27 protein-coding genes, 1 tRNA gene and 1 pseudogene are annotated in these 26,605 nt (G+C 64.6%); 26 read left to right on the forward strand and 3 right to left on the reverse strand.

What is annotated here, in order from left to right; genetic code table 11:
* Window positions 1-137: 137 nt before the first annotated feature.
* From thrS to LNV23_RS08325, 9 genes and pseudogenes are all read left to right on the forward strand, one after another.
* Entirely contained in the window at window positions 138-2,057 is a 1,920-nt protein-coding gene (thrS, locus tag LNV23_RS08285; RefSeq protein ID WP_263562544.1) for a threonine--tRNA ligase, read from the forward strand.
* 71 nt (window positions 2,058-2,128) lie between these two features.
* Window positions 2,129-2,674 carry a translation initiation factor IF-3 gene (gene infC / locus LNV23_RS08290; protein WP_263518783.1) on the forward strand — a complete coding sequence of 182 codons (546 nt, stop codon included), beginning with the start codon at window positions 2,129-2,131 and terminating at the stop codon, window positions 2,672-2,674.
* 244 nt (window positions 2,675-2,918) lie between these two features.
* Complete coding sequence (gene rpmI, locus LNV23_RS08295; RefSeq protein WP_263518291.1) at window positions 2,919-3,122, forward strand: 50S ribosomal protein L35; 204 nt, start codon at window positions 2,919-2,921, stop codon at window positions 3,120-3,122.
* 23 nt (window positions 3,123-3,145) lie between these two features.
* Complete coding sequence (rplT, locus tag LNV23_RS08300) at window positions 3,146-3,502, forward strand: 50S ribosomal protein L20 (protein ID WP_102766472.1); 357 nt, start codon at window positions 3,146-3,148, stop codon at window positions 3,500-3,502.
* 158 nt (window positions 3,503-3,660) lie between these two features.
* Window positions 3,661-4,698 (forward strand): phenylalanine--tRNA ligase subunit alpha, encoded by a 1,038-nt coding sequence (locus LNV23_RS08305; protein ID WP_263562545.1) that lies wholly within the window; start codon window positions 3,661-3,663, stop codon window positions 4,696-4,698.
* Window positions 4,699-4,758: 60 nt separating this feature from the next.
* Complete coding sequence (gene pheT / locus LNV23_RS08310) at window positions 4,759-7,185, forward strand: phenylalanine--tRNA ligase subunit beta (RefSeq protein ID WP_263562546.1); 2,427 nt, start codon at window positions 4,759-4,761, stop codon at window positions 7,183-7,185.
* 34 nt (window positions 7,186-7,219) lie between these two features.
* The gene (locus LNV23_RS08315) at window positions 7,220-7,618 is read left to right on the forward strand and encodes an integration host factor subunit alpha (protein WP_102766625.1); all 399 of its coding nucleotides are present in this window, start codon (window positions 7,220-7,222) and stop codon (window positions 7,616-7,618) included.
* Window positions 7,619-7,652: 34 nt separating this feature from the next.
* A pseudogene (locus LNV23_RS08320) lies at window positions 7,653-8,033 on the forward strand (MerR family transcriptional regulator); the annotation flags it as partial.
* Window positions 8,034-8,252: 219 nt separating this feature from the next.
* Window positions 8,253-8,329, forward strand: a tRNA-Pro gene (locus LNV23_RS08325).
* A gap of 178 nt (window positions 8,330-8,507) precedes the next feature.
* On the opposite strand, the gene LNV23_RS24080 is transcribed toward LNV23_RS08325, so the two are convergent.
* Window positions 8,508-8,753 carry a helix-turn-helix transcriptional regulator gene (locus tag LNV23_RS24080; RefSeq protein ID WP_411910555.1) on the reverse strand — a complete coding sequence of 82 codons (246 nt, stop codon included), beginning with the start codon at window positions 8,751-8,753 and terminating at the stop codon, window positions 8,508-8,510.
* Between LNV23_RS24080 and LNV23_RS08330 the strand changes: the two genes are divergently transcribed.
* The 16 genes from LNV23_RS08330 to LNV23_RS08405 all read left to right on the forward strand — a co-directional run bounded on the left by LNV23_RS08330 (window position 8,641) and on the right by LNV23_RS08405 (window position 23,464).
* Entirely contained in the window at window positions 8,641-9,090 is a 450-nt protein-coding gene (locus tag LNV23_RS08330; RefSeq protein WP_263562547.1) for a beta-barrel domain-containing protein, read from the forward strand. The genes LNV23_RS24080 and LNV23_RS08330 overlap by 113 nt on opposite strands.
* 2 nt (window positions 9,091-9,092) lie before the next feature.
* Window positions 9,093-10,307: a glycosyltransferase family 4 protein gene (locus LNV23_RS08335; protein WP_263562548.1), complete on the forward strand. Its 1,215-nt coding sequence runs from the start codon at window positions 9,093-9,095 to the stop codon at window positions 10,305-10,307.
* Between the two features lie 200 nt (window positions 10,308-10,507).
* Window positions 10,508-11,398, forward strand: coding sequence for a hypothetical protein (locus LNV23_RS08340; protein ID WP_263562549.1), 891 nt, complete (start codon window positions 10,508-10,510; stop codon window positions 11,396-11,398).
* Window positions 11,399-11,400: 2 nt separating this feature from the next.
* The gene (locus tag LNV23_RS08345) at window positions 11,401-11,850 is read left to right on the forward strand and encodes a hypothetical protein (RefSeq protein WP_263562550.1); all 450 of its coding nucleotides are present in this window, start codon (window positions 11,401-11,403) and stop codon (window positions 11,848-11,850) included.
* Window positions 11,851-11,970: 120 nt separating this feature from the next.
* The gene (locus LNV23_RS08350) at window positions 11,971-12,516 is read left to right on the forward strand and encodes a sigma-70 family RNA polymerase sigma factor (RefSeq protein ID WP_263562551.1); all 546 of its coding nucleotides are present in this window, start codon (window positions 11,971-11,973) and stop codon (window positions 12,514-12,516) included.
* Between the two features lie 17 nt (window positions 12,517-12,533).
* Window positions 12,534-13,136, forward strand: coding sequence for a zf-HC2 domain-containing protein (locus LNV23_RS08355; protein WP_263562552.1), 603 nt, complete (start codon window positions 12,534-12,536; stop codon window positions 13,134-13,136).
* Window positions 13,133-14,386: a S8 family peptidase gene (locus tag LNV23_RS08360; protein ID WP_263562553.1), complete on the forward strand. Its 1,254-nt coding sequence runs from the start codon at window positions 13,133-13,135 to the stop codon at window positions 14,384-14,386. The genes LNV23_RS08355 and LNV23_RS08360 overlap by 4 nt, the downstream gene beginning before the upstream one ends.
* Entirely contained in the window at window positions 14,386-15,096 is a 711-nt protein-coding gene (locus LNV23_RS08365) for a TorF family putative porin (protein ID WP_263562554.1), read from the forward strand. The genes LNV23_RS08360 and LNV23_RS08365 overlap by 1 nt, the downstream gene beginning before the upstream one ends.
* Before the next feature lie 123 nt (window positions 15,097-15,219).
* Window positions 15,220-15,651, forward strand: a complete 432-nt coding sequence (locus LNV23_RS08370) for a c-type cytochrome domain-containing protein (protein ID WP_263562555.1) — start codon at window positions 15,220-15,222, stop codon at window positions 15,649-15,651.
* The gene (locus tag LNV23_RS08375; protein ID WP_263562556.1) at window positions 15,648-16,730 is read left to right on the forward strand and encodes a hypothetical protein; all 1,083 of its coding nucleotides are present in this window, start codon (window positions 15,648-15,650) and stop codon (window positions 16,728-16,730) included. The genes LNV23_RS08370 and LNV23_RS08375 overlap by 4 nt, the downstream gene beginning before the upstream one ends.
* A gap of 25 nt (window positions 16,731-16,755) precedes the next feature.
* On the forward strand, window positions 16,756-17,721 hold the full coding sequence (locus tag LNV23_RS08380) for a radical SAM protein (RefSeq protein ID WP_263562557.1): 966 nt from the start codon (window positions 16,756-16,758) through the stop codon (window positions 17,719-17,721).
* Window positions 17,718-18,383 carry a class I SAM-dependent methyltransferase gene (locus tag LNV23_RS08385; protein ID WP_263562558.1) on the forward strand — a complete coding sequence of 222 codons (666 nt, stop codon included), beginning with the start codon at window positions 17,718-17,720 and terminating at the stop codon, window positions 18,381-18,383. The genes LNV23_RS08380 and LNV23_RS08385 overlap by 4 nt, the downstream gene beginning before the upstream one ends.
* Entirely contained in the window at window positions 18,380-19,489 is a 1,110-nt protein-coding gene (locus LNV23_RS08390) for an amidohydrolase family protein (RefSeq protein WP_263562559.1), read from the forward strand. The genes LNV23_RS08385 and LNV23_RS08390 overlap by 4 nt, the downstream gene beginning before the upstream one ends.
* Window positions 19,486-20,964 carry a B12-binding domain-containing radical SAM protein gene (locus LNV23_RS08395; protein ID WP_263562560.1) on the forward strand — a complete coding sequence of 493 codons (1,479 nt, stop codon included), beginning with the start codon at window positions 19,486-19,488 and terminating at the stop codon, window positions 20,962-20,964. The genes LNV23_RS08390 and LNV23_RS08395 overlap by 4 nt, the downstream gene beginning before the upstream one ends.
* Window positions 20,964-22,061, forward strand: coding sequence for a glycosyltransferase family 4 protein (locus tag LNV23_RS08400; RefSeq protein ID WP_263562561.1), 1,098 nt, complete (start codon window positions 20,964-20,966; stop codon window positions 22,059-22,061). Before LNV23_RS08395 ends, LNV23_RS08400 begins: the two co-directional genes overlap by 1 nt.
* Window positions 22,058-23,464 carry an oligosaccharide flippase family protein gene (locus LNV23_RS08405; RefSeq protein ID WP_263562562.1) on the forward strand — a complete coding sequence of 469 codons (1,407 nt, stop codon included), beginning with the start codon at window positions 22,058-22,060 and terminating at the stop codon, window positions 23,462-23,464. The genes LNV23_RS08400 and LNV23_RS08405 overlap by 4 nt, the downstream gene beginning before the upstream one ends.
* On the opposite strand, the gene LNV23_RS08410 is transcribed toward LNV23_RS08405, so the two are convergent.
* Complete coding sequence (locus tag LNV23_RS08410; protein WP_263562563.1) at window positions 23,428-24,240, reverse strand: class I SAM-dependent methyltransferase; 813 nt, start codon at window positions 24,238-24,240, stop codon at window positions 23,428-23,430. The two genes, LNV23_RS08405 and LNV23_RS08410, sit on opposite strands and share 37 nt — an antisense overlap.
* Before the next feature lie 14 nt (window positions 24,241-24,254).
* Between LNV23_RS08410 and LNV23_RS08415 the strand changes: the two genes are divergently transcribed.
* The gene (locus tag LNV23_RS08415; RefSeq protein WP_263562564.1) at window positions 24,255-25,355 is read left to right on the forward strand and encodes a glycosyltransferase family 4 protein; all 1,101 of its coding nucleotides are present in this window, start codon (window positions 24,255-24,257) and stop codon (window positions 25,353-25,355) included.
* Here LNV23_RS08415 and LNV23_RS08420 read toward each other — a convergent pair.
* The gene (locus LNV23_RS08420; protein WP_263562565.1) at window positions 25,331-26,599 is read right to left on the reverse strand and encodes a nucleotidyltransferase family protein; all 1,269 of its coding nucleotides are present in this window, start codon (window positions 26,597-26,599) and stop codon (window positions 25,331-25,333) included. The two genes, LNV23_RS08415 and LNV23_RS08420, sit on opposite strands and share 25 nt — an antisense overlap.
* Window positions 26,600-26,605 lie beyond the last annotated feature (6 nt).

Raw genomic sequence — 26,605 nt, forward strand, 5'->3', positions numbered from 1 at the left:
TCGGCCGCGGCTTCCACACGTCCCTACTCAGCTGCCTGCGGGCAGCAACCCAAGAAAAAGCGCGGCTCTGACAGCCGCGCTTTTTTGTTTTTCGGCCTTGCACTTGCAGGGCTTCAGATTCTTTCGGAGCAGCTCAGATGATCTCGATTCAATTGCCGGACGGTTCCAAGCGTGAGTTTCCTCAGGCGGTGACCGTGGCCGAAGTGGCCGCTTCCATTGGTGCGGGTTTGGCCAAGGCCGCCTTGGCGGGGCGTGTGGGGCAGGGCGAGGCCGCACGCATGGTGGACACCAGCCACCTGATCGAGGCCGACACGCAGCTGGCCATCATCACCGACAAGGACGCCGACGGCCTGGAAGTCATCCGTCACTCGACGGCCCACTTGTTGGCCTATGCCGTCAAGGAGCTGTTCCCCGAGGCGCAGGTGACCATCGGCCCGGTGATCGAGAACGGCTTCTACTACGACTTCAGCTACAAGCGCCCCTTCACGCCCGAAGACTTGGCGGCGATCGAGTCGAAGATGGGCGAGTTGGCCAAGAAGGACGAGAAGGTCACCCGTTCCGTCTTGCCGCGCGACGAGGCCGTGGCCTACTTCAAGAGCATCGGCGAAGCCTACAAAGCCGAGATCATCGAGAGCATCCCGGCCGACCAGGATGTGTCGCTCTACGCCGAAGGGGCTTTCACCGATCTGTGCCGTGGTCCGCACGTGCCGTCCACCGGCAAGCTCAAGCATTTCAAGCTGATGAAGGTGGCCGGCGCCTACTGGCGCGGCGACCATCGCAATGAGCAGCTGCAGCGCATCTACGGCACAGCCTGGGCCAGCAAGGACGATCTGCAGAAGTACCTGCTACGCCTGGAAGAAGCCGAGAAGCGCGACCACCGCAAGCTGGGCCGCGAACTGGATCTGTTTCACATCGACGAGCATTCGCCCGGCACCGTGTTCTGGCATCCCAAGGGCTGGACTGTCTGGCAGGAAGTCGAGCAGTACATGCGCCGCGTCTACCGTGACAACGGCTACCAAGAGGTCAAGGGTCCGCAAATTCTGGACAAGGGCCTTTGGGAGAAGTCCGGTCACTGGGACAAGTACCGGGACAATATGTTCATCACCGAGTCGGAGAAGCGGGACTACGCTTTGAAGCCGATGAACTGCCCGGGTCACATCCTGATCTTCAAGCATGGCATCAAGAGCTACCGCGACCTGCCTCTGCGCTTCGGTGAGTTCGGGCAATGCCATCGCAATGAGCCGACGGGCGGCCTGCACGGCATCATGCGCGTGCGCGGTTTCACGCAGGACGATGGTCACATCTTCTGTACCGAAGACCAGATCCTCGACGAGTGCGCCAATTTCACGGCACTGCTGAAGAAGGTCTATGCCGACTTCGGCTTCACCGACATCGTCTACAAGGTGGCCACTCGCCCCGAGGCGCGCATTGGCACGGACGAGTACTGGGATCGCACCGAGCAGGTGCTGATGGAGTCGCTGCGCCGCTCGGGCTGCGAGTTCGAGATCGCCCATGGCGAGGGTGCCTTCTACGCACCCAAGATCGAATACGCGCTCAAGGATGCCCTGGGTCGCCAGTGGCAGTGCGGCACCATCCAGATCGATTCCAATATGCCTTCGCGTCTGGATGCTGAGTTTGTCGATGAGGACAGCCAGCGCAAGACCCCGGTCATGCTGCACCGAGCTATCGTCGGCAGCCTGGAGCGTTTCATCGGCATCCTGATCGAACAGCATGCCGGCGCATTGCCGGTTTGGCTGGCGCCGGTGCAGGTGGTGGTGGCGAATATCACGGATGCGCAGGCCGATTACGTCGCTGAAATCGTGAAATCGCTGCAAAAACAAGGGCTTAGAGTCCAGGCTGATTTGCGGAACGAGAAAATCACGTATAAAATCCGCGAGCATTCTTTGCAAAAGGTTCCGTACATCCTCGTCGTCGGCGACAAGGAAAAGGCAAACGGAGCCGTTGCGGTGCGCGCCCGCGGCAACCAAGACCTCGGTGTGATGCCTCTGGAAGACTTCATTGCGAAGGCCTCCCAAGACATCGCCGACAAGGTCTGATGGCTGTCAGTCAGGCGCGCTTTTGCTTTGTTTGGGCCTCCTGCCTTGAGGCTCGTTGAAGGGTATGCACCATCGCTACATTTGCTGACCGTCGAGCCATTCCTGAGCGTAAGCATCGGCTGAATCGCGAAATCATGGCTCCTGAAGTCCGTCTGAACGGGCCTGAGAACGAGCCGCTCGGAATTGTGAGCATCCACGAAGCCTTGCGCATGGCGGGCGAACTGGATGTGGACGTTGTCGAAATTTCCGCCACCGCGACGCCTCCTGTGTGTCGCCTGATGGACTACGGCAAGTTCAAGTACATCGAGCAAAAGCGCGCTGCCGAGGCGAAGTCCAAGCAGAAGGTCATCGAAATCAAGGAAGTCAAGTTCCGCCCGGGTACGGACGAGGGCGACTACCTGATCAAGATGCGCAATCTGCGCCGATTCATTGCCGAGGATGGTGACAAGGGCAAGGTCACGCTGCGTTATCGCGGTCGTGAAATCACCCATCAGGACATCGGTATGCGCTTGCTGGAACGCATTCGCGACGAGCTGTCCGACGTGGCTGTGGTGGAAAACATGCCCAAGCTGGAAGGCCGGCAGATGATCATGGTGTTGGCGCCGAAGAAGCGCTGATCACCTGGCCCGCCTTGAGCGGGCATGGCGCCTCGCGAGGGGCGCAATTGAAAGCGGGCCGTGGCCCGTTTTCAATTGCAGCAAGGCCGCCCTCGGGTGGTTCGGCGAACATCCTGCAAAGGCAGTTCGCGCAAGTTCAGGCCTGCCGATTTGGTCGTCGGCAGGCTTATTAGTCTCCAGAGGCTGGTCAAAGTATTGCGAGGCCCGCAATCGCCCCTGGGACGTACTTAAAAGGAGCACTCACATGCCCAAAATGAAGACCAAGAGCAGCGCCAAGAAGCGCTTCCGCGTCCGCCCGGGCGGTACCGTCAAGCGCGGTCAGGCGTTCAAGCGCCACATCCTCACGAAGAAGTCCACGAAGAACAAGCGCCACCTGCGTGGCACGACGGCCGTGCACGAAACCAACATGGGCCACATGGCTCAAATGTTGCCCTTCGCTGGCCTCTGATCGACTTCTGAAGGAGAAATACTATGCCTCGCGTTAAACGTGGTGTTACCGCCCGAGCCCGTCACAAGAAGGTCTTGGCTCTGGCCAAGGGTTTCCGTGGTCGTCGTAAGAATGTTTTCCGCATCGCCAAACAGGCGGTGATGAAGGCAGGCCAATACGCCTACCGTGACCGTCGCGCCAAGAAGCGTGTGTTCCGTGCCCTGTGGATTGCTCGTATCAACGCAGCAAGCCGCGGTCTGGGCCTGACATACAGCAAGTTTGTGGCTGGCCTGAAGAAGGCTCAGATCGACATCGACCGCAAGGTCCTGGCTGATCTGGCCGTCAACGATCCTGCTGGTTTTGCCAGCATCTTCGCCAAGGTGAAGGCCGCTCTCGCTTAATTGCCCCTCAGCTGCAAGCTTTGCTTGTGGTGGCGGCAGCCCCGGCCCCTGGGTTTCCAGGATGGCCGGGGTGAGCACCCTCTAGGCCGACACCAGGGTGTCGGCCTTTTTTATTTGTTGCCCGAATTTTTCTGACAGTCCGCCCGACTGGCACCGCGATGAACGAGCTTGATCAACTGCTGCAGACGGCCCAAGGCGAATTCGCCGCCGCCGCCACTCCCGCCGACCTCGAGAACGCCAAGGCGCGTTTTCTGGGCAAGTCCGGTCGTGTGACCGAGTTGCTCAAGAGCCTGGCCGCTTTGCCTGTCGAGGAAAAGAAGGCCCGCGGTGCCGAGATCAATGTGCTGAAGTCCGGCATCGAGGCCGCGCTGACGGCCCGACGTCAGGCCCTGGCCGATGCCGAGCTGGAGTTGCAACTGAAGGCCGAGGCGCTCGATGTGAGCCTGCCCGGCCGTGCCCGAGGCACCGGCGGCCTGCACCCCATCACCCGCGCGATGGAGCGCATCGAGTCCATCTTCGGCTCTATGGGCTTCGATGTGGCCGATGGCCCCGAGATCGAGAACGACTGGTTCAACTTCACCGCGCTGAACACGCCGGAAGACCATCCGGCCCGGTCCATGCACGACACCTTCTACATCGAAGGCGGTCACGTGCTGCGCACCCACACCAGCCCCATGCAAATCCGCTATGCGGTCCAGCATGTCAAGAAACACAAGGCCCTGATTGACGCCGGCCTGCCCATGCCTGAGATCCGCGTGATCGCGCCGGGCCGCACCTACCGTGTCGACAGCGATGCCACCCATTCGCCGATGTTCCATCAGGTCGAAGGCCTGTGGGTGGGCGAGAACATCAGCTTCAAGGACCTGAAGTCGGTCTACCTGAACTTCATCACCTCCTTCTTCGAAACCGATCAGCTGGAGCTGCGCTTCCGCCCCAGCTATTTCCCCTTCACCGAGCCCAGCGCCGAGATCGACATCATGTTCGGCTCGGGTCCGCTGAAAGGACGATGGCTCGAGGTCTCGGGCTCCGGCCAAGTGCATCCGCAGGTGATCCGCAATATGGGCCTGGACCCCGAACGCTACATCGGTTTTGCCTTCGGCTCGGGCATCGACCGTCTGGCCATGTTGCGCTACGGCGTGAATGATCTGCGCCTGTTCTTTGATGGCGATCTGCGCTTCTTGAGCCAATTCAAGTAAGCCCCGCGCGCCGCCATCCACCAGAACACGCTCGAGAGAGCAGAGAAGAAGAGATTTCACATGCAATTCCCTGAATCCTGGCTGCGGTCCTTCTGCAACCCGCCGCTGAACACGCAAGAGTTGGCCGACCTGCTGACCATGTCTGGCCTGGAAGTCGAAGAGCTGCGCCCGGTGGCGCCGCCTTTCCACGGCATCGTGGTCGCCGAAATCCTGGAGGCGGAGCAGCACCCCAACGCCGACAAGCTGCGCGTCTGCAAGGTCAATGCCGGTGCGGCGTTCAATAACGGCGAGCCTCTGCAGATCGTCTGTGGTGCACCCAATGCACGCGTCGGCATCAAGGTGCCGCTGGCTACCGTGGGCGCTGAGCTGCCGCCGGGCGAAGACGGCAAGGCTTTCAAGATCGGCGTGGGCAAGCTGCGCGGCGTGGAGAGCTTCGGCATGCTGTGCTCGGCGCGTGAGCTCAAGCTCAGCGAGGAGCATGGCGGCCTGCTCGAGTTGGACGCGAGCGCACCCGTCGGCCAGAACATCCGCGAGCATCTGAACCTGGACGACACCTTGTTCACCCTCAAGCTGACGCCCAATCTGGCGCATTGCCTGAGCGTCTACGGTGTGGCCCGCGAGGTCTCTGCGCTGACTGGCACGCCGCTGCAGGCGCCGGCCATCAGCCCGGTGCAGCCGCAGCACGACGCCAAGCTGCCGGTGCGCATCGAGGCGACCGATCTGTGCGGCCGCTTCTCCGGCCGCATCGTGCGCGGTGTCAACACGCAGGCCAAGACCCCTGCCTGGATGGTGGACCGCTTGGCTCGCTGTGGCCAGCGCAGCGTCGCGCCGCTGGTGGACATCTCCAACTACGTGATGTTCGAACTGGGCCGCCCCTCGCACATCTTCGATCTCGACAAGATCGACCGCGAGCTGGTGATCCGCTGGGCCAAGAAGGGCGAGAGCCTCAAGCTGCTCAACGGCAACACCGTCGAGTTGGACGAGACCGTGGGCGTGGTGGCCGATGCCTCTGCGCCCGAGTCCTTGGCCGGCATCATGGGCGGCGACGCCACCGCTGTGTCGGACGACACCCGCAACGTCTACGTCGAAGCCGCCTTCTGGTGGCCCAAGGCCGTAGCCGGCCGTTCGCGCCGCTACAACTTCTCGACCGACGCCGGCCACCGCTTCGAACGCGGCGTGGACCCGGCCGACACGGCCCTGCACATCGAGCGCATCACCCAGCTGATTCTCGAGATCTGCGGCGGCGAAGCCGGCCCCCTGGACGACCAGATCAGCGCCTTGCCCGAGCGCAAGCCGGTGGCCCTACGTGTCGCTCGCGCCGCCAAGGTGATTGGCATGCCGGTGACGCAAGAAGACTGCGCCCGCGTTTTCAGCCGTCTGGGCCTGCAGTTCAGCGAAGCGCCGGGCGTGCTGACCGTGACGCCGCCGAGCTGGCGCTTCGATTTGCAGATCGAGGAAGACCTGATCGAGGAAATCATCCGCGTGATGGGCTACCCCAGCCTGCCCAACACCCCGCCGTTGGCGCCGGTGGTGGCCAAGGTGGCCTCGGAATCGCGCCGTGCCATCCATGCGCTGCGCCATGCCGTGGCGGCTCGGGACTATTTCGAGACCATCAACTTCAGCTTTGTCGAAGCCCGCTGGGAGGCCGAACTGGCCGGCAACAGCCACCCGATCCAGCTGCTCAACCCCATCGCCGCGCCCCTGGCCGTGATGCGCAGCAGCCTGATCGGCAGCTTGGTCCAGGCCCTGCGCCACAACCTCAGCCGCCGCGCCAGCCGCGTGCGCCTGTTCGAGATCGGCCGCGTGTTCCTGCGCGACGCCTCGGTGCAGGAGAGCGACAGCAGCATCGCCGGCGTGGCCCAGCCCATGCGTCTGGCGGGTCTCGCATTCGGCCCGGCGGACCAGCCGCAGTGGAGCCAGCGCGATCGCCAGGTCGACTTCTTCGATGTGAAGGGCGATTTGGAGGCCTTGTTCGCGCCGCGCCAGCTGCAATTCAAGCCGGCCCAACATCCGGCCCTGCACCCGGGCCGCAGCGCCCGCGTCGAGCTGGATGGCCGCGACATCGGCGTGATCGGTGAGCTGCACCCCAAGTGGCGCCAGGGCTACGAGCTGCCCAGCGCGCCGGTGCTGTTCGAGCTGGACCTGCCGGCCGTGCTGGAGCGCCAGTTGCCGGCTGCACAGGCGATCCCGCGCCAGCAGTCGGTGCTGCGCGACCTGGCCGTCATCGTCGTTGAAAGCGTCAGCCATGACGCGCTGATGCAGACCATCGCCAGTGCCCACACCGGCCTGATCCGCTCGGCCCGCTTGTTCGACGTCTTCAAGCCCACGCAAGCCAATGCCGAGCTGAAGGAAGGCGAGCGCAGCATGGCTGTGCGCCTGGAGCTGCTGGACGACGAGGCCACCTTGACCGACGAGCGCATCGAGCAGACGGTGGCGGCCGTGGTGGCTGCATTGGCTGAACAACTGGGCGCGCGCCTGCGCGGCTGATGGCAGCAACGACTGCAAGCAAGGCAAGACGCTGATGACTGCACACGACACCCGGGACGATGACGCGCTCGACGATCAGGCTCTGATCGCCGCGGCCCGCGTTCTGCTGCCCACGCTTGAAACCCCGACCTTGACCAAGGCCGAGCTGGCCGAACTGCTGTTCGACAAGCTGGGTCTGAACAAGCGCGAGTCCAAGGACATGGTCGAGGCCTTTTTCGACATCATCCACAGCACCTTGGTGCGCGGACAGGATGTAAAGCTGTCCGGTTTTGGCAATTTCAACATCCGCCGCAAGGCGCCGCGCCCGGGTCGCAACCCGCGTACCGGTGAAGCCATCCCTATCAAGGCCCGCGATGTGGTCACTTTCCATGCCAGCCACAAGCTCAAGGACGTGGTCCAGGGCGAGGTAGGCGGGGAAGATGACTTCGAGTAGAGTCTGACCTCCCCACCGAAAGCCCTTGATTTGCATGGAAAACGCGCTGCCCGCCATCCCTGCCAAACGTTACTTCACCATCGGTGAGGTCAGCGATTTGTGCGGCGTGAAGCCCTATGTGCTGCGCTATTGGGAGCAGGAGTTCATTCAGCTCAAGCCCATGAAGCGGCGCGGCAACCGGCGCTATTACCAGCACCACGAGGTGCTGCTGATCCGCCGCATCCGCGGCCTGCTCTACGACCAGGGCTTCACCATCAGCGGTGCTCGCAACCAGTTGATGGAAGGCGGCGCTGCCCGTAGCGATGCCGCGGCCATGGTGTTCAAGCAAGAGGCCGATGAAGCGCAACGCCTCGATGACGAAGCCAGCTTCGACGATGGCGACATCGTCGTGCGAACTGCTGCCTTGCCCGGCGGCGCGGGTGCCAGCACGGGTGTGGCAGCTCTGGTGGCCCAGCCTTTGGCCGCCCGCAGCACGGCAGGTCTGGACGAACTGGCCGGTATGTCGCTGCACATCGGTGGCGCGATGAGCGGCGTCGAACCCCTGACTCTGGCCCAGGTCAAAGAAGAATTATTGGCGATTCGACAAACACTCTTGCCATGAACGTAAAAACCCTCCTATAATGCAAAGCTCAGTCGGGGCGTAGCGCAGCCTGGTAGCGCACTTGCATGGGGTGCAAGGGGTCGTGAGTTCGAATCCCACCGTTCCGACCATTTTTATTGAAGTAGATCAACGGGTTAGCAGCGAAAGCAGCTAACCCGTTTTTCGTTTTCGCTCCGAACTTCGAAAAAGGGGTAAACAAAGGGGTAAACATTTTTGGGGCTGGGAGCGGATGCGGCCGGACTTGTACGGACGGAGAGTTGCGTTGAAAGCAGGCGTGCCCCGGAGCCCTTACTCGTTGGCATCGCGAGCCATCTGTAACACTTCGATCCAGGTCGAGATATCTGAGTCGACCCACAGACTGGCACTTCCAACTTTGATTGGTCGTGGAAACAACTTGGCTTTGATGAGTTCGTAGACGACGGTGACCGCACCGGTGGCTGGCACGGTGCAGCAACTGGCGGTGCACACACCGGGCGGCGTCGTCACGCCGGCCCAGGTCTTGCTCGTTTTGGTGCCCGACGACGCTGAAGTCACCGCCGAGGTGGTCCTCGAAAACAAGGACATGGGCATTGTTCACCCTGGCCAAATGGCAGAGGTGAAGCTCGAGACCTTTGCTTTCACGCGCTACGGCACCATCCCTGCTCAAGTGAAGAGCATCAGCGCTGATGCCGTCAGCGACGAAAAGCGCGGTGCCATTTTCCCGGCCACTTTGGTTCTCCACCAGACCCACCTGCAGGTTGACGGAAGGCCGGTCAAGTTGGTGCCGGGCATGAACCTTTCTGCCGAAATCAAGACCGGCAAGCGGCGGATCATTGAATACCTGCTCAACCCCGTGCAGCGTCACGTCCAAGAGAGTCTGAAGGAGCGCTGAGCATGCGGGTCTTGATCATTCACCAGAACTTTCCGGGGCAGTTTCGTCACGTGGCTCAGGAATGGGCCCAGCGCCCGGGCTGGCAGGTGGTGGCCATTGGCCGCGACACCGCGCCCGGTTTGCCCCAGCTTCCCGGCCTCCAGCTTATCCGCTACAAGCCCCATCGAGGCGTCAAGCCTGACCAGCACCCCTACCTGCGAAAGATGGAAGAGGCGGTGCTGCACGGCCAGGCCGTGGCGCGTGTTTTGCTCGATTTGAAGCGGCAGGGTTTCACACCCGATGTGATCTTGGCGCACCCAGGCTGGGGAGAGACCCTGTACGCCAAGGACGTGTTTCCCGACACGCGCTTGGTTCACTTCGCCGAATGGTTCTACAACGCGTCGGGGGCCGATATCGGATTCGATCCAGAGTTTCCGGCCAGCTTCGATGACCGAGCCCGCATCCGAAGCTGGAACGCCTTGCACCTGCTGAACCTCGAAAACTGCGACGCGGCCGTGAGCCCCACGCAGTGGCAGAAGGCCCAGCACCCCAAGGCCTACCTTGACAAGATCACTGTCGCACATGAGGGCATCGACACCGAGAACCTGGGGCCGGACCCTTCCGCCTGGATCAAGCTGCCCAGCGGCCAAGTGCTCAAGGCGGGGGACCCGGTGATCACCTACGTCGCCCGGAACCTGGAGCCCTATCGGGGCTTTCACAGCTTCATGCGTGCGCTGCCGCAGATCCAGGCCGAGCACAAGCACTGCCACACGGTGATCGTCGGCGGCGACGAGGTCAGCTATGGCAGCCGGCCCAAGGGTGGCCCGCACAAGACCTGGCGCGAAGCCTTGCTGGCCGAAGTGGGCGGCCGCCTGGACCCCGCGCGAACTCACTTCGTGGGCAAGCTGCCCTATGCCGACTACAAGAAGGTCTTGCAAGTCTCGGCGGCGCATGTCTACCTGACTTACCCCTTTGTGCTGAGCTGGTCGATGCTGGAGGCGATGGCCTCGGGGTGCCTGGTGATTGGTTCCGATACGGCGCCGGTGAGAGAGGTGCTGAGGGACGGCGAGGACGGATTGCTGGTCGATTTCACGGGCAACCATGAAATCGCTGAGAAGACCGTGCAGGCGATCAGTGAGCCACTGCGCTTTGCGTCCATTCGTGGCAACGCCACTGCTGGTGTTCAAGCGAAGTTCAGCAGAAATCAGGGTCTGCGCTGCTTTGAGGCGTCTTTGTAGTTGAAGTCCCCGACAGTTTTGGCGGCGAGCCGGACTCGGCCCTCTACCCAATAGGCGCGAAGTCTGTCCGGTGCGGCTGCATCAGTTAGGCAGCTGTTGTGGCCAACAGGGGGCGTGGCGGCTGGGTGAACGGGGCAGTCAAGTTGCTGATGAGGCACGATGAAGAAGAACGAAGTCAACGACCATCAGGATGAAGATTGATGAAGAATTTAGACAACTGCAATATTCAGCGCGCCACAAATGCGATTCGAAAGTGGCAAAGCCTCGTGCGCAATTCTCTAACGCTCGTTGTCGTCGTGGGGGCGCTGGCGGCCTGCGCTAACTCCAACGACCGGCGTGCCGCTGAACTTCGGCTTCAGCAGCAACGGCGTGCCATAGCCATGTGGCAGGAGCGTTGCAAGAAGTCCGGGGAGTTCATTCACAAGACCGTCGAGGGGGTCGAGGGTGTGTATCTGGTCAATGTGCGGATGCGTACCAATAGGGGCGAGTCTGAACGGGATCAGTTTGAATTGGATGACCCGTATGGCCATGACTCAATAAAGGATAACTACATCCTGAACTTCCTTCACGGTTTCTATTACCGCACGCCGGAAACTACACCAAAGATTGCTGGCGGGCCGCCACGCATCGGCTACAGCTACGTGGAAGCCATTGATCCGAACGACGGCCAGCTGACGCGATATACGGGCAGAGTAGATGAGCCATGGCAGCAGGACAAGAGCTACCTCAAGGGATACACCCGGTTCATGCTAGATCGAGCACCCATTGAAAAGCGCACGGCCCGCTACGGCGTAAGGTTTGAAGACATCTCAACACGCGTGGATCGCGAGCATTGGATCGCGGGCAGCTCGCTCAAGGTTATCGACCTGAAAACCCAGGAAGTGATCGCCGAGCGTGTGGGCTACATGGTGGACTGGGCGCAAGGCAGTAGGGCGGGCTCCCGACAACCTTGGACATTTGCTGCCGACAACGCTTGTCCAGACTTCTATCGCCACTACCCGCGACGCGGCGGCAATGCGTCTGGCGAGCAGCCCGGCCAAACACTTGATTTTGTTGAACAAGTTCTGAGACCTACCCGCAGGAAGCCATAAACATGACTACACCGACTTTACCTACTACTCCTACTACTGCTGAGCTTCTCAAATACGTGGACCTTCAGATGGCGGCCGAGGCATTCCTTGTGAATGCCTCCGGTTCAGTCCGCTCGGATCTCCAGGAAGCCCTGACCGAGGGCAACAAGCACGCCAGCGTCTTCACTGCCGTCGCCTATGGAGGCGCCGACAACGACATTCTTCGCGCCGGTGGCTCGCTCAAGCTGGCGACGGGCGTGGCGGAGGGCAGCGGACAAGACCTGCTGTACTGGACGGAGACCTTCTCGTTGCGACGCTTGGAGTGTTCATTCATCACCGAAGATGGGTCGGCGGGGCGTCTTCCCAGGTCCGAAGACAGTCGCGCGCCAAATCCTCCGTCAGGCGTCTGCGGTACAAACCTGGGTGCCATATCGCTTTCGTCTTTGTCTTGGCTCCTGCTGTATCGCAATTGAACCTTTAGCTGCTGGGCTGGAACTCAGGGTCTTTCGAGGATGAGCATGTTGAAGTGGCCCAGCACCCAAAGAATGCGCGAGGACGCCCCGGCTGAGGAGCGAAAACCACCGGCCGAGTCCATGGAACTGGCGCTGCTGGACGCCATCAAGGGTGGCCGGCGGGCTGAATTTGATGTGCTTTACCGCATCTATCACCCGCGGCTGTGGCGGTTTTTGCTGCAAATGTTGCGCCGCCCGGAAGCGATTGAGGAGGTGTTGAACGACACGATGTTGGTCGTTTGGCAACGTGCTGACAGCTTCGACGGGCGCAGCAAGCTGTCCACCTGGATTTTCGGCATCGCCTATCGCAAGGCGCTGAAGGCATTGACTCGGCAGGACCTGCCGGTGGACGGCGACAACGTCGATGAGCCGATGGACCCGGGGCCGGGGCCGGAGCAACGCTTGGATCTTGAGCAAATGCGAGAGCGGCTGCGAGCAGCCATGGCGGAGCTGTCCTTGGAGCATCGGACAGTGGTGGAGTTGTGCTATTTCCACGATATGGCTTATGCCGAAATTGCGGATGTGGTTCGTTGTCCGCCCGAGACCGTGAAGACACGAATGTTTTACGCTCGGCGTCGGCTACGTTTGCTTTTGGACGACTTGGCCGGGCGGCAAGGTGAACTGTGATGAGTGTGGTCGTACCCATGGAACAAGATGAACATGTGGCGGTGCAGTCCCTGCTGCCCTGGTATGCGAGCGGCAAACTTGGTGATGACGAAGTTCGACAGGTGCAGGAGCACTTGTTGCACTGCCAGGCCTGCCGCAACGAATTGGCCGCCGAACAACCCATGCAGACCTTACTGACCGTGGCAGGCGCCCTGCCCGAGTGCGGGGATGTCGAGCTGAGCCTCGCCAAGATGCACGCATTGATGCAGCCGACCAAGTCGATGGCGCCGCCGGCGCCTGTGGCGCCTCGGTGGATGGCCTGGGTGCTGGGGCTACAGGGGGCGGCGATTGCCATGCTGCTGGGGCTGTGGCTGCAGGCTCGCCCGCCTGAGCCGGCCTATGAGGGCTTGTCAGCTTCAGGCAGCGCGCCCGTCCTTGCGGACGCCTTGATCATGTTCAAGCCCGACACCAGCGAGCGGGCTGTGCGCGAACTGCTGCTGTCTGAGGGGGCCGGTGTCGTCGCCGGACCCACTGAAACAGGCGCCTGGTTGTTGCGCGTGGATGCGCGAGGCCTCGCGGCACTGCGCAAGGCACCCATCGTGGCGCTGGCAGAGTCTCTGCAAGCGAGACCGCCACGATGAGGACTTGCTTGCATGCGTTTTTGCTGCTGTGCTGCTGGCTGGCGGGTGCTGGCACATGGTCCCAAGCGCGAGCGCAGGAGTCGGCGCAGGCGCAGGTTCAGGCGGACGAGGCGCGACGCCAGGTGCTCGTCATGTTGCAACTTCCCAAGGCGCATTACCGGCCGGATGGCAGCTACGCGGGCACGTATGGCGAAGGTGTGGGCCGGCAGTCGCGCCGGCATGTGGCTCAAGCCTTGGCCCGAGCGCACGGGCTGGAGATGCTCAGCGAATGGGCGATGCCACTGGCCGGTGTGGACTGCTTTGTCATGCGTCTGCCCGAAGGCGATCCGCGTTCGGCGAGTGAATTGGCTCAAAAGGTGGGGGAAGACCACCGAGTCGCCTGGGCTCAGGCGGTGGGTCTCTATGAAGCGCAGGGCAGCACGTCCGTGAGCCAAGGGGAGCCGCTCTACAAAGCACAGCCCTCTGCCCAACAGTGGCAACTGGCCGAGTTGCACAAACATGCCACTGGCCGTGGCGTGCGCGTGGCGGTTGTGGACAGTGGCGTCGAAACGCGCCACCCGGATCTTGCCGGACAGGTCGCCTTCAGTGAGAACTTTGTCGATGACCGGCCGCTGCAGGCCGAAGCCCATGGCACGGCAGTGGCCTCCATCATTGCGGCGCGAGCCGACAACGGTGCCGGTATCGTCGGTGTGGCGCCCCAAGCTCGGCTGCTGGCATTGCGCGCCTGCTGGCAGGCCCCGCGTGACCAGACCCTGTGCACCAGCCTTGGCCTGGCCAAGGCCTTGCATGCAGCCATCCAGCATGGTGCCCACATCATCAATATGAGCCTGGGCGGCCCTGATGATCGCTTGCTGGCCTTGCTGCTCGACCAGGCGCAGGCGCGCGGCGCCACCATCGTCGCGGCGCAGCCCCTACGGGGCGGGCCATTTCCGGCCAGCCATCGTGGTGTGCTGGTCGTTGGCAGTGCGCCGCCCGCCCCGGAAGGCACTTTGTTCGCGCCGGGGCGTGATGTGCCTAGCGCCGCACCGGGCGGTGGCTGGACTGTGGTGACGGGCTCCTCGTTTGCTGCCGCGCATGCCTCGGGCTTGCTGGCGCTGGTGCGTGAGTTGGATGCAAAAGTCCCGCCCATGGATGGGGTGAAGGCGACGTTGATCACCGACAAAGGTCGCATCGATGGCTGCGCGACATTGGCGCACCATGCCGCTGGCCGCGGGCCCGTGTGTCTCGCGCTGGGGCAAACTTCCGACTGATGGTCCGCGCGCGCCTGCTTCGATTCACGCTCCTGATCGTTTCGCTGCTCGGTGCCACCGGGCCGGCGCGGTCCGATCTGGGTGGGACTTTGTCCGTGCAGACCGATGCGCGGAATCGAGGCATGTCCTACAGCAGCAACAGGCCCAGCGTTCAATTGGGTCTGGCATGGGACGGCCAGGCGGGCTGGTACGGCGGCCTGCAGCTGGCGCAAGCGCGTTTCACTGCCGACCGACAGGGCGCCTGGCTGCAGGCTTACGGTGGTCGCGTCTTCGCGATCCTACCGGGGATCGACGCCGAAGTAGGTACCTTGGCTCACACCTTTCAGCACTCAGGACCTTACGACTTCTACGAGGTCTACGTAGGTCTTTTGGGTGAGCGCTGGAACCTGCGGCTCTACCACTCGCCTGACTACTATGGCAGCGGCGATCGCAGTGCCTATGCTGAGCTCAATCTGCGTTGGCCACTGGCGACAGGTGTGGCGGCAATCGGCCACATCGGTGTGCTGCATGGCCGCGGAGGGCGGGCCTTGTCCTATGTCGTGCCGCTTGGCCCGACCCGCGTGGACCTGCGCCTTGGCGCGTCCTGGCAGCTTGGCACGAGCAGCGAGCTGCAACTGGCCTGGGTGTCGGCCAGCCGTGGCGGACCCTATATCTGGACGGATTCGAGCCGTCGCCAAACTGCGGTGCTCGGGCTCACGACTGCCTTCTGACTCTTGGCAGATTCTGCCGCCTCTCGCTCATTTCACCTTGGCTTGAACCCGCGCACAGCGGGCGGGTACTCACGGCGCAATGAGTGCCAAGAAAGGGCGGACATGAGGAAAGCTTCCAAGGTAATGTTGTACGCGCTATGCGCTGCGCTGGCGGCCATCGCCGGCTGTGGTGGCGGCAGCGGCGAAGGTCTTGATGCCAACGGCAGGCCGATTGGCGAGGGCGACGACCCGGCTGGACCGATGACGGCCAAGTTCAGCTCCATCCAGTCCCATGTGTTCACGCCCGCCTGCACGGCTTGCCATTCCGGCGCTGCGGCGCCGCGCGGTTTGCGCCTGGACGCGAGCAACAGCTTCGCAATGCTCGTGGGCGTGTCCAGCGGAGGCGTGCCAGCGCTCAAGCGCGTGGCGCCGGGCGATGCGGACAACAGCTACTTGATTCACAAGCTCGAAGGCCATCAGGCCGTCGGCGCACGCATGCCCCTGGGCGGCCCCTACCTGGACGCCCAGACCATCGGGCTCATTCGTCAGTGGATCAACAACGGAGCACAAAAATGAAGGCCTTTCGCTGGCTCATCGGCATGGCGTTCGCACTGCTGTTCTCAAGTGTCAGTGCCGAGCCCTATCTCGCCATTCGCAGCGGCCTCAAATGCGCCGCCTGCCATGTGAACCCCACGGGCGGTGGGCTGCGCAATGCGGTCGGCAACGCCTTCGTTCAAGGCGTCATCCCGGCCACGGCTTTGCCCGAGGCACTTCAGGGTTGGACGGGCTCGCTCTTCGATGAGCGCCTGCGCCTGGGCGGCGATTCGCGTAGCGCTAGCACGCGCACCTCTGTCTCTGGTCAGCCCGTGCGCAGCGTTGGCGGTACCGAGCAAGTGCGGCTTTATGCCGACGTGCAGCTGGTCAAAGACTATCTCGGCGTGTACCTCGATCAGCAGCTCGCACCTGGCAAGGCCGAGCGGCAGGAGGCCTACGTGCGGCTGCAGACGCCAGGTCTGGGCTGGTACGCCAAAGCCGGCCAGTTCTACTTGCCCTTTGGCTGGCGCCTTCAGGACAGCCTGTCCTTTGTGCGCCAGCTGAGCGGCGTGAGCATGACCGTGCCCGACAAGGGGCTGGAGTTGGGTCATGAGAGCGATGAGTGGTCGGTCCAGTTGGTGCGAAGCAATGGCCCCGGAAACACGGGTGCTTCCAAGGGGAACCAGACCACGGTCCAAGCCATCTGGATGCAGCCCTGGGGTCGTTTGGGTGCCGCTGCGGCTCAGGTCAAGTCTGCGGCAGGGGGGCGCCAGGCCTACGGTCTGTTCGCGGGCACGACAACGGGGCCGGTGGCCTGGCTGGCCGAAATCGACCTGGTCAGCGACGCCGGCTATCCGGAGGGCAAGCGGCGCCAAGTTGCCGCGCTGCTGGAAGCCAACTGGTTGGTGCAGCAGGGCCATAACTTGAAGTTCACGAGCGAGCTCCTCGACCCCGACCGCCGCGTGGCGCATGACGACAAAGTGCGCTACAGCCTCGTGTATGAGTACACGCCCATCGCCTTCTTGCAGCTGCGCATGGGCTATCGGAAGTTCGGCGGCATCCCGCAGAACGCAATCGACAACCGGCGACAGAGCTTCGTCGAGCTCCATGGCATGTTCTGAAGTCTTCATGGAGCGTCGGACTGAAATGGCCGAGCCGCTCACCAAGCTGTCTTTGGCGACGATCTACCTCACCGAGCGCTGCAACTCGCGCTGTGTGAGCTGCGACTATTGGCGGCACGGTCGACGAGACATCGAGCTTGCGACCGTGCGGCAGTTGCTACCGGGGCTTCGCGAGCTGGGTACGCAGACCGTGTTGATCTCCGGTGGCGAACCGCTGCTGCATCCGCAATGGGCTGAGATCGCTGCACTGCTGAAGGCAAGCGGCCTCAGCTTGTGGCTGTTGACGGCAGGCTTGAGTCTGGCCAAGAACGCAGCCGAAGTCGCGGCGCAGTTCGAGCAGGTGACCGTGTCCTTGGATGGCAGCACGGCCGCGAGCTACGCAGCCATCCGCGGGCTGGACGCCTTCGAGGCGGTCTGCGCCGGCATCCGTGCTCTGGTGCGCGAAGGTGTGCCTGTGGGGCTGCGCGTGACGGTGCAGCGGCGCAATGCCGGCGAGCTGGGCGAACTGGTCCGGCTCGCGCACAGGCTGGGCGTGAACGGGATTTCATTCCTGGCTGCCGACGTCAGCCATGGCGAGGCCTTTGGTCGCCATGGCGAAGTCGCCGAGGGTGTCGCCTTGCGGCCGGAGGACCTACCCGTGCTGGCCGCGGCGCTTGATGCGCTGGAGCGCGACCATGGCGACGACTTCGCCAGCGGTTTCATTGTCGAGACGCCGGCCAAGCTGCGCCGGATCGATGCCCACTATCGGGCCCTGCTCGGTCTGGGCGCAGCGCCTCCGGTACGTTGCAATGCACCCGAGCACTCAGTCGTCGTTGAAGCTGACGGTGGCCTGCGGCCCTGTTTCTTCATCGCCGGCCCTGCCCAGCTTGGCGAAGCCGGACTGAGCGAGGGACTGAACGCAGCCTCCATGCGCCACTTGCGCGCGGGCATCCGCGCTGGCCTGCGGCCCGAGTGTCGGCATTGCGTGTGCTCCAAGTGGTTTGCGACATGAGCCGCTTTGCCAATGAAGCGGCCTACGACCTGTGGGCCGAGAGCTACCCGCCGCTGCCGCACAACCCGCTGATGCGCGCCGAGCAGAGCGCTGTGCTGAGCCTGCTGCCGGAGGTGAATGGCCGGCGCGTGCTGGACCTGGCTTGCGGCAGTGGGCGCTATGGCCTTTGGCTTCAGCCTCGCGGCGCAAGCCTGATTGTCGGTACCGACCTCTCCTCCGGCATGCTGGCGCGTGCGCCACTGGCCCACCGTGTGCGGGCCGATATGGGGAGGCTGCCGTTCTCGGCGGCAAGCTTTGATGTCATTGTGAGCGGACTCGCCGTCGGCCATGCGCCCAGCCTCAGTGCCTGGATGGCCGAGGCTGCTCGCGTGCTCGCTCCTGGTGGCCATCTCGTGTATTCCGATTTTCACCCGGCGGCCGCGCGCGCCGGCATGACACGCAGCTTCACCGACGCTGCTGGCGAGCGCCACGAGCTGCTGCATGCCGTCTATGAGCTCGATGCCCACCAGGCGGCAGCCGAGCAGGCCGGCTTGGTGTTGGAGGCCAGCCGCGAAGTTTGTGTCGGGCGTGAGCTGTGTGAGCCCTTCACGGGTTCTGCTGTTTTCTATTCACGCTGGTCGGGGTTGCCTGTCGTCTTGGCCTTGAGGCTGAGGAAGCCGTGAGCTTTCACTTCTTCAATGCGGCCGATGGCATGAGCCTCAGCACGGAAGGTGGCTTGATTGCTGCCGGAGAGGGGGGCTTGCGTGTGGACCTCGGCGGTGCGCGCTTGCTGCCCGGCCTGATCAACGCCCACGACCATTTGCAGCTCAACGGCGCACTGCCGCGCCTGAAGTTTCGCGAGGGCTATCGCAATGCGAGCGAGTGGATTGCCGACATCACCCCTCGCTTGTCGACCGACCCGTGCCTGCTTGAGCACCGATCCAGGCCGCGTGTCGAACGCTTGCGTGCAGGCGGACTGAAGAACTTGCTGAGTGGCGTGACGACGGTCTTGCATCACGACCCGCGGGATCCCGTGCTGGACGAGCCCGGCTTTGCGGTCGACGCGCCGGCGCCTGGCGGATGGGCGCATTCTCTGGCGCTGGACGGCGATGAGGCCGTGCGCGCTTCGCATCAAGCGACGCCGCTCGGTCAATCCTGGATCATCCATGCGGCCGAGGGGGTCGACAGCGCTGCGGCGCTGGAGTTTGATCGGCTCGAAGCCCTGGGCTGCATCATGCCGGGCACGCTGCTGGTCCATGGCCTGAGCCTGAGTGCCGCGCAGCAAGACCGTCTTGTTCAGGCGGGCTCTGCTGTTGTCTGGTGTCCAGGCTCCAACTTGCATCTGTTCGGCCGGACGCTGGACCCCGACGCCTTGTTTCAACAGGGCCGGCTGCTGTTGGGCAGCGACTCGCGCATCAGCGGCGGGCGCGATCTTCTGGCGGAGCTGGCCCTGGTGCAAGACCTGACGGGCTGGCATGACGAACGCTTGGAGACCTGGCTGACCGAAGGCGCCGCCCGCCTGCTGGGCTTGAGCGATCGCGGTCGACTGGAGCCCGGCTTGCGGGCTGATCTGATTGCCTTGCCGCCTGGCCTGCCGCTGGCGCAAGCGACCCGGGCCGACCTGCGCCTCGTCGTCGTGGCCGGGCAGGCGCTGTATGCCGATGCCGATCTGGGCGAGGCGCTCCAGCTGGTGCCGGTGCGGGTGGACGGCCGCGCCAAGGCCCTGGCTCGGCATCTCCTCGCCCCTGAGCCCGGGTTGGAATTGTTGAACCCTGGGACCTCTGTATGAAGCGCGTGCTGCTGATCAACCCTCGCATCACCTCGAATGCGCGCTTCCCTCTCGCTGTCATGCATCTCGCTGCGGCGCTGAGGGGCCGTTATGCCACGCGCATCCTCGACGGCAACCTTGACCCCAATGTGCCTGAGGCGGCTGCTGCCGCGGTGCGCGAGGGTGGCTATGCCGCCGTGGGCCTGTCGGTGATGGGCGGGCCGCAGCTGCCGGCGGCGCTGGCCGTCTCACGCGCCATCCGCGCCGTGGCACCCGAACTGCCCATTGTCTGGGGCGGCTATTTCCCGACCCTGTGCACGGACGCCACCTTGAACAGCGACTGCGTGGACTACGCCTTACGCGGCCAGGGCGAACAAGGCTTTGTCGAACTGCTGGATGCGCTGACCCAGGGCCAGCCGCCGGGCGAGGTGGCCGGCCTGTCTTGGTGCCGCGAGGGGGAGATCGTGCACAACGCCGACCGCGCCTTCTCGACCGCTCCGCTGCAGCTCGAGCTCAGTTACGACGAGGTGGACGAGCCGCAGCGCTATCTGGGCCCGACCTATCTCGGCCACCGCACCACCGGCTATCAGGCCGCCCTGGGCTGTCGCTATCGCTGCACTTTCTGTGGCGTGGCCGCCATGTTCCGTGGCAAGACGGCCTTGCCCGAAGCTGAGCGCCTGGAGCGGGATCTGCGTCGGCTGCAGAGCCGCTTCGGTGCTGACTCGGTGCAGTTCTACGACCACAACTTCTTTGACCGAGAGGTGGAGATGGCGCCGCTGCTGGAGGTCCTGGCTCGCGTGCAGATGCCGTGGTGGTGCTATGCCCGCGCAGATGCGCTGCAGGGCCTGTCCGCTGCCTCTTGGGCCCAGGTGCGGCGCAGCCGGCTGCGCATGGCCTATATCGGGGCCGAGTCGCCCAGCGACAGCATGCTGCGCGATATGCGCAAGGGAACGCGCTCTGACCAGACTCTGGCCGTCGTCGAGACCTGCCGCGCCAACGGCGTGGTGCCCGAGCTGTCCTTCATGCTGGCGCCGCCGCACGACCCCGAGGGCGAGACGGAGAGAACCTTTGACTTCATCCGTCAGGTCAAGCGCCTGCACCCGCAGGCCGAGATCATGTTGCACATCCACACGCCGCTGCCGCCGCGGCGGCTGGGTGAGGGGCGCTGGACGCCGCGTGACCCGGCATTGCCCAAGGGCTTTGTGTTCCCCGACAGTGCCGATGCCTGGGCGCAAAAGGAATGGGTGGACTACTGGTGCCACAAGGACGCAGCCTGGCTCAGTCCTGCCTTGCGCGAGCGCATCCGCGACTTCCGAACGGTGCTGGGCTGCCGCTTCCCGACGCTGACCGATATCCGTGCGCCCGCTTGGCAGAAGACCGCCCTGCGCGCCGCTTCGGCCTGGCGCTACCGGACGGCGCGCTACGACCGGCCGCGCGAGCTTCGCTGGCTGGAGCGCGCCGTCAAGTTGTGGGATCCCCAACTGAATGCACTGTGATGGCACGGGTCGTTCAGATCAGTTTCCATCGTGACCCGCAGGGGCGGGCGCCAGCGCAGCTTTTGCAGGTCTGGCCGACTGTCCCTCAACTCGCTCAGGCCGCGGCCGCTGCAGGCGCTGATGTGGCGGTCGTACAGGCCTGTGCCTCTGAGGAGCAGCTGCGGCAAGGCGGCATCGGCTACCACTTTTTGCCCTGCGACAGCGAACCGGAGCGACTGGCCAAGCTGCTTGATCGTCTGCGACCCGAGCTGGTGCATGTCCAGGGCCTGGGCTTTGTCCAGCAAGTGAGGGCGCTCGCTTCCCTGGTCCCAGGTCGCCCCATGGTGCTGCAGGACCGCGCCGATGCACCGCCGCGTCCCTGGCACTGGCCGGCCTGGCGGCGCGCGCTGAAGACGGCCCGCGGCCTGATGTTCTGCGCGCGCGAACAGGCCTTGCCCTTTCGCCGCCGAGGCCTGATCGCTGCGCAGACGCGCATCTATGAAGTCCCTGGTTCGAGCTGCGCCTTCGAAACCCGCGACCCGGCAGCTGCGCGCGCCGACGCCCAGCTGGTTGGTGAACCCTGCCTGCTGTGGGTGGCACACCTGGATCGCAACAAGGACCCACTGACTGTGCTCGACGGCGTGGCCTTGGCCGTGCCGCGCCTGCCAGGCCTGCAGCTGTGGCTTTGCTATGGCCGATCGCCGCTGCATGACGCCGTTCGCGAACGCATGCGTGATCCCCTGCTCGCCGGGCGCGTGCATCTCCTGGGTGCCCAGCCGCATGCGCGCATCGAGACCTTGATGGCCGCGGCCGACATCCTGGTCCAGGGGAGCCACCGCGAGGCCACGGGCTACAGCGTCATCGAGGCCCTGGCCTGCGGCCTGGGCGTGGCGGTGACCGACATCCCGTCCTTCCGGGCACTCACCGGCGGCTGTGGAGCCGCTCGCCTGTGGCCGGCCGGTGACGCGTCAAGGCTGGCCGATGCACTCGTGGAGCTGGACACTTTGCCGGCGTCGCAGCGTCGCGCTATGGCCCGTGCGCGTTTTGACTCGCACTGCTCGGTGGAGGCCCTAGGCCGCCGCTTGATGGCGGCCTATGAGGACCTGCTTGCCGTATGAGCGACTTGGCCCTCGCTCCCGCAGTCGTCGATTTCCGGCGCGCCTTCCTTGTCAACCTCGCTTCATCGATCGGCGGCGTTGCGACACGTTTTTTGCTGGGAATGCTGTTGGCGCGCCTGCTGCAGCCGGCCGAATTGGGCTTGTATGCGGTGGCAGCGACTTTGTTCGGTATTGCTCAGTTGCTGCGTGACGTCGGCTTGTCGGCCTATCTGCAGCGGGAACCCGAGCTGACGGCGCAGCGCTTCTCGGCATGTCTGGGGCTGATGGCGGGCACGACCGTGGTGGCGACGCTGGCCCTGCTTGTTCTGGCAGAGCCACTGGCTCGGCAATTTGCGCAACCCGGTCTGGCGGCGCTGCTGCAGGTGATGGCGCTGGGCTTGCTGCCGTCGGCATTCGGCAGTGTCATGGCCGCACTGCAGTTGCGCGAGCTGGCTGCGGCGCGCATTGCCTTTGTCTCACGCATCGGCACGCTGGGCCATGCGGTCGTGGCTCTGTCGCTGTCGGCACAGGGCTGTGGCGCCCTGGGCCTGGCCTGGGCCCAGGTCGCCAACGCCTGCATTTGCGGACTGGCCTATGCCTGCCTGCCGTCAGGACGCAGTTGGCGGCCATCATGGCGTGGCTGGGGCGAGGTGCTGCGCTTTGGCCTCCGCGCCTTGCTTGTCAGCCTGCTAAGCGGGCTGAACGGCGCGCTCCCTGATCTGTGGCTGGGGCGCTTCGGCTCAGCCCATCTCGTGGGCTTGTTGGGCCGCGCTCAGGCCCTGGTCGGCCTGCTGCAGGCCTTGTCCGGCCATGCCCTGAGTTTCGGCGCATTGCCGGTGCTGGCCAGCCGGCATGCAAGTTGCCAAAGCTTGGAGCCCGCGCTGCGCCATGCCACGGCGCTCTTGACGGGCCTGGGCTGGCCGCTGCTGGCCCTCACCGTGGCCCACCGTGAGGCTCTGCTTGGGCTGCTCTATGGTCCCGCCTGGGTCGACTGCTCGCCGGCCGTGCTTCCCTTGGCGCTGATGACGGCGCTGGGGCTGGTGTTCGCGCAGCTCCATGCCGCGCTGGCCGCCATCGGCCGACCGGAGCTGGCTGCGCTGCCGACCGGCGTGACGCTGGCTGCTCGCCTGGTCTTGGGCGCCGCACTCTTCGACGGCAGCCTGCTGTCCTTTGCCTGGGCCTTGTGCGCGGCGGCGGCCGTGGCGCTGCCGGTGCAGCTCTGGCTGGCCGCCCGGCATCTTGGCCAGTCGCCACGTGCGCTGGGCGCTGCGCTGGGCGGCAGTCTGCTTGCGACCTTGGCGGTCTGGGCCGTGCCGCTGGTCTTCGCGCCGATCGCCTGGCTGGCGGCCATGTGCTGGGGCCGCCATCCGCTGCTGGACGAGGCGCTTCAGTTCATGCGCCGGCGCATGACGAGCAGGAAATGATCACCCAGTCGATTGATGCCCGGCCAGCCGGCCAGGCGCCTGTCCAGTGCCCACAGCCTCTTGTGCCAGCGTGGGTGGCGTTCGGCCAAAAAGGTCAAGTAAGGCGGAGGCACAAAGACACAGAGGCCGCGCTGCACTTCCAGCTCGAAGTGAGATGCGAAGGCCGCATGGAACTCGGCTGGCGTGTAATAGCGCGTCCAGATCGTGCGGCCGTTCATGCCCACGGCCACGGTGTCGCGCGCAAAGCGGATGCCCGCGCGTGCCCAGCGGCGCTGCCGCGCATAGTGGAGGATCTCCCAGGGGCAGTAGCGGCCGATGACGGTGAAGACCAAACGTCCACCGGGCCTGATGAGCCGCGCGCATTGGGCGGCGACGGCGTTCAGGTCAGGAACGCAGTTCAGCGGGCCGAGGTTGGAATAAGCGCCGTCGAAGCTGGCATCACCATCCAGACCCTGCAGCTCGTGAGCACCGATGGCGCGCGCGTCGATGTCCAGACCCGCTTCTCGGGCGCGGTCCCGCGTGCGCTCCACCATGCGCTCGGACCAATCCGTCGCCGTCACATGGTGGCCTTGGCCGGCCAGATGCACCGCATCCAGTCCGGTGCCGCAGCCAAGGTCGATGAGCCGGCTGCCCGGTTCGAAGCTGCGCGCCAGCCAGCGCCACATCTCGGCGCGCATGTCCTGGATGGCGGTGTTGTTGCCGCGTGGGCCGTCGTAGTCAGCGGCGACGCTGTCGAAGGCTTCTTGAGTGTCAAGCAATCGGGACTGAGTGTTCATACGGAGGGCTTGTTTTGAAGATCGCGATCGTGGTGCCAGGCGGTGTGGATCGCTCCGGCGAGGTGAGGGTGGTACCGGCTTTGTTGTCTTTGCTCAAGCGCCTGGCCGTGCTGCACGAGGTGCATGTGTTCGCGCTGCGGCAGGAAGCCGCTCCGGGCCAGTGGTGGTTGTGCGGCGCGCGCGTGCTCAACATCGGTGGGCCCAGCATGGCGCTGGGTCAGGCCCGTGCCCTGTGGGCCATTGCCAAGGAGCACCGGCGCGGCCGCTTCGAACTCATTCAGTCGATCTGGTCGGGCCCCGCCGGACTCGTGGCTGTGCTTGCAGCAAAATTGCTCGGGCTGCCGAGTGCGGTGCATGTGGCCGGTGGCGAACTGGTGGCCTTGCACGACATCGGCTATGGCGGCCGCCTGGCGTGGCGCGGTCGCCTGCGCGAGGCCCTGGTGCTGCGCGGCGCTGATGTGCTGACGGCGGCCAGCCGGCCGGTGCTTGATCAATTGGCTGCGCTGGGTCATGCGGGTCAACGCCTGCCGCTGGGCGTGGACCTCGCCGAATTCCCGCTCAGCGAACCACGACCGCGCGTGGCCGGTGCCGCGCTGCGCCTCGTGCAGGTGGCCAGCCTCAACCGTGTGAAGGACCAGAGCTCCCTGCTGCGTGCTTTGGCGCAAGTGCCGAGGGCTGAGCTCGACGTGATAGGCGAGGACACCTTGAACGGCGAGATGCAGGCGCTCGCTGCGCAACTGGGGGTCAGCGGTCGTGTGCGCTTTCATGGCTTTTTGACCCAGGCTGAAATGCGGCCCATGCTTGCGCGTGCCGATCTGTATGTCGTCAGTTCCCGCCATGAAGCCGGTCCGCTGGCCATGCTCGAGGCCGCCGTTCTTGGCGTGCCCAGCGTCGGCACCGCCGTGGGCCATTTGACCGAGTGGGCGCCGCAGGCGGCGCTGGTCGTGGCACCGGGTGATGTGCAGGGGCTGGCGGCGCTGATCGCCCGTGTGGACGGTGATGAGGCCTTGCGGCTGCGCCTGGCGCGCGAAGCTCAGCGCTTGGCGCGCGCCGAGGATGCCGACTTCAGCCATGAGCAGTTCGGGCAGCTTCATGCCGAGTTGGCCGGTCGGTAGCTGAGGGCGCGGTGCATGGAATACAGCGTCTGCGCCCGAGGCTGCGCGCCGAGCACAAAGCTCAGCGCCTTGCGCCAGTGCGGCCGGCGCGTCCATTCCGAGCTGGCCAGGGAATGCTGGCCTTGCAGCATCATCGCGGTGGCGGCCTGCTCCGGTGGATGCAGCCGCCGCCACGCCAGGCCCAGCGCATCGGCAGGCCCGCGCGACCATTCGACACCCGGCAGCAGCGGAATGTCCAGCCGCGACAGCGACACGTCGGCCAACTGCCAGCGGCCGCTGGCCCGGCGCAGCCAGGGCGGGCATGCTGCAGACGCTGCAGCGATGCTGGGCGTCAGGCGGGCGCTCATGGGCTCAGGGAACTGCAAGGGGAACAGTCGCTGCGTCAGTGTCAACACGGGCACGGCCCACCAAGCGGCGCGGCCGTCTTTGGCCGGAGCCAGCGCTTCGTTCCAATCGGCGCTGTTCATGCGCTCGGCGAGCTGCGCGATGTCGTGCAATTGGATCAGTCTGACGCTGCGAACACACAGATTGCCTGCTGCATGCAGGAGCAGATGGCGCATCAGCGCTGCGGGGCTGGCGTATGCGTTCAAGCCCGGCTTGGCGCCGGGGGCGAGCAGCCCCGCTGTGATGTCGACCTCGCGCAGCGGCAGTGGCTCGCGCACGGCTTCATGAAGCTCGATCTTGATCGGGTTGTGCTCGTGCTCGCCAAAGGCGCGCTCGGCCGTTTGCTGCAGCGGCTCGTAGGCGATGTGGCGCCGCTTGGTGATGCCGACTGCGTAGCCGGCGGCGAGGATCAAGCGGCCGCTGGCAGCAAGGTGGACCGGCAGAGCCAGCAGGTCCACGTCGCTCATGGGTCGTTCGCCCTCGCAGTAGATGCCCAGATGCAGCAGGGCCGAGCCCTTCATGGCCAGCAGCGGCAGACCGGCGTCCCGCGCCGCCAGGTGCAGGCGCTCCAGCAAGGCGCGCACCCGGCGCTCGCGGCGGCGCCCCTGCTCGACCTGTTCGGCCAAAAAGGCCTGCCAGGCCGGCGGCCCCGCCCACTGAAGCCGATTGGCCAGCAGCGCGCTCACGCCATGCATGACGGACACGGCCATCGCAGCCCGCCATTCGAAATCACTCCAGGCTGGCGCTTGGTGCGTGGCCTGGGCCAGCTCAGCGGACAGACGCTCCGTCGTGGCTTTCAGCGCGGCCCGCAGCACAGCTGCCGGCATCGCCGTATCTTTCTCCATCTCAACTTCCTTCACGGACGA

The sequence above is a fragment of the Kinneretia sp. DJ1R-11 genome, from assembly GCF_025717595.1.
Taxonomy (GTDB): domain Bacteria; phylum Pseudomonadota; class Gammaproteobacteria; order Burkholderiales; family Burkholderiaceae_C; genus Paucibacter_A.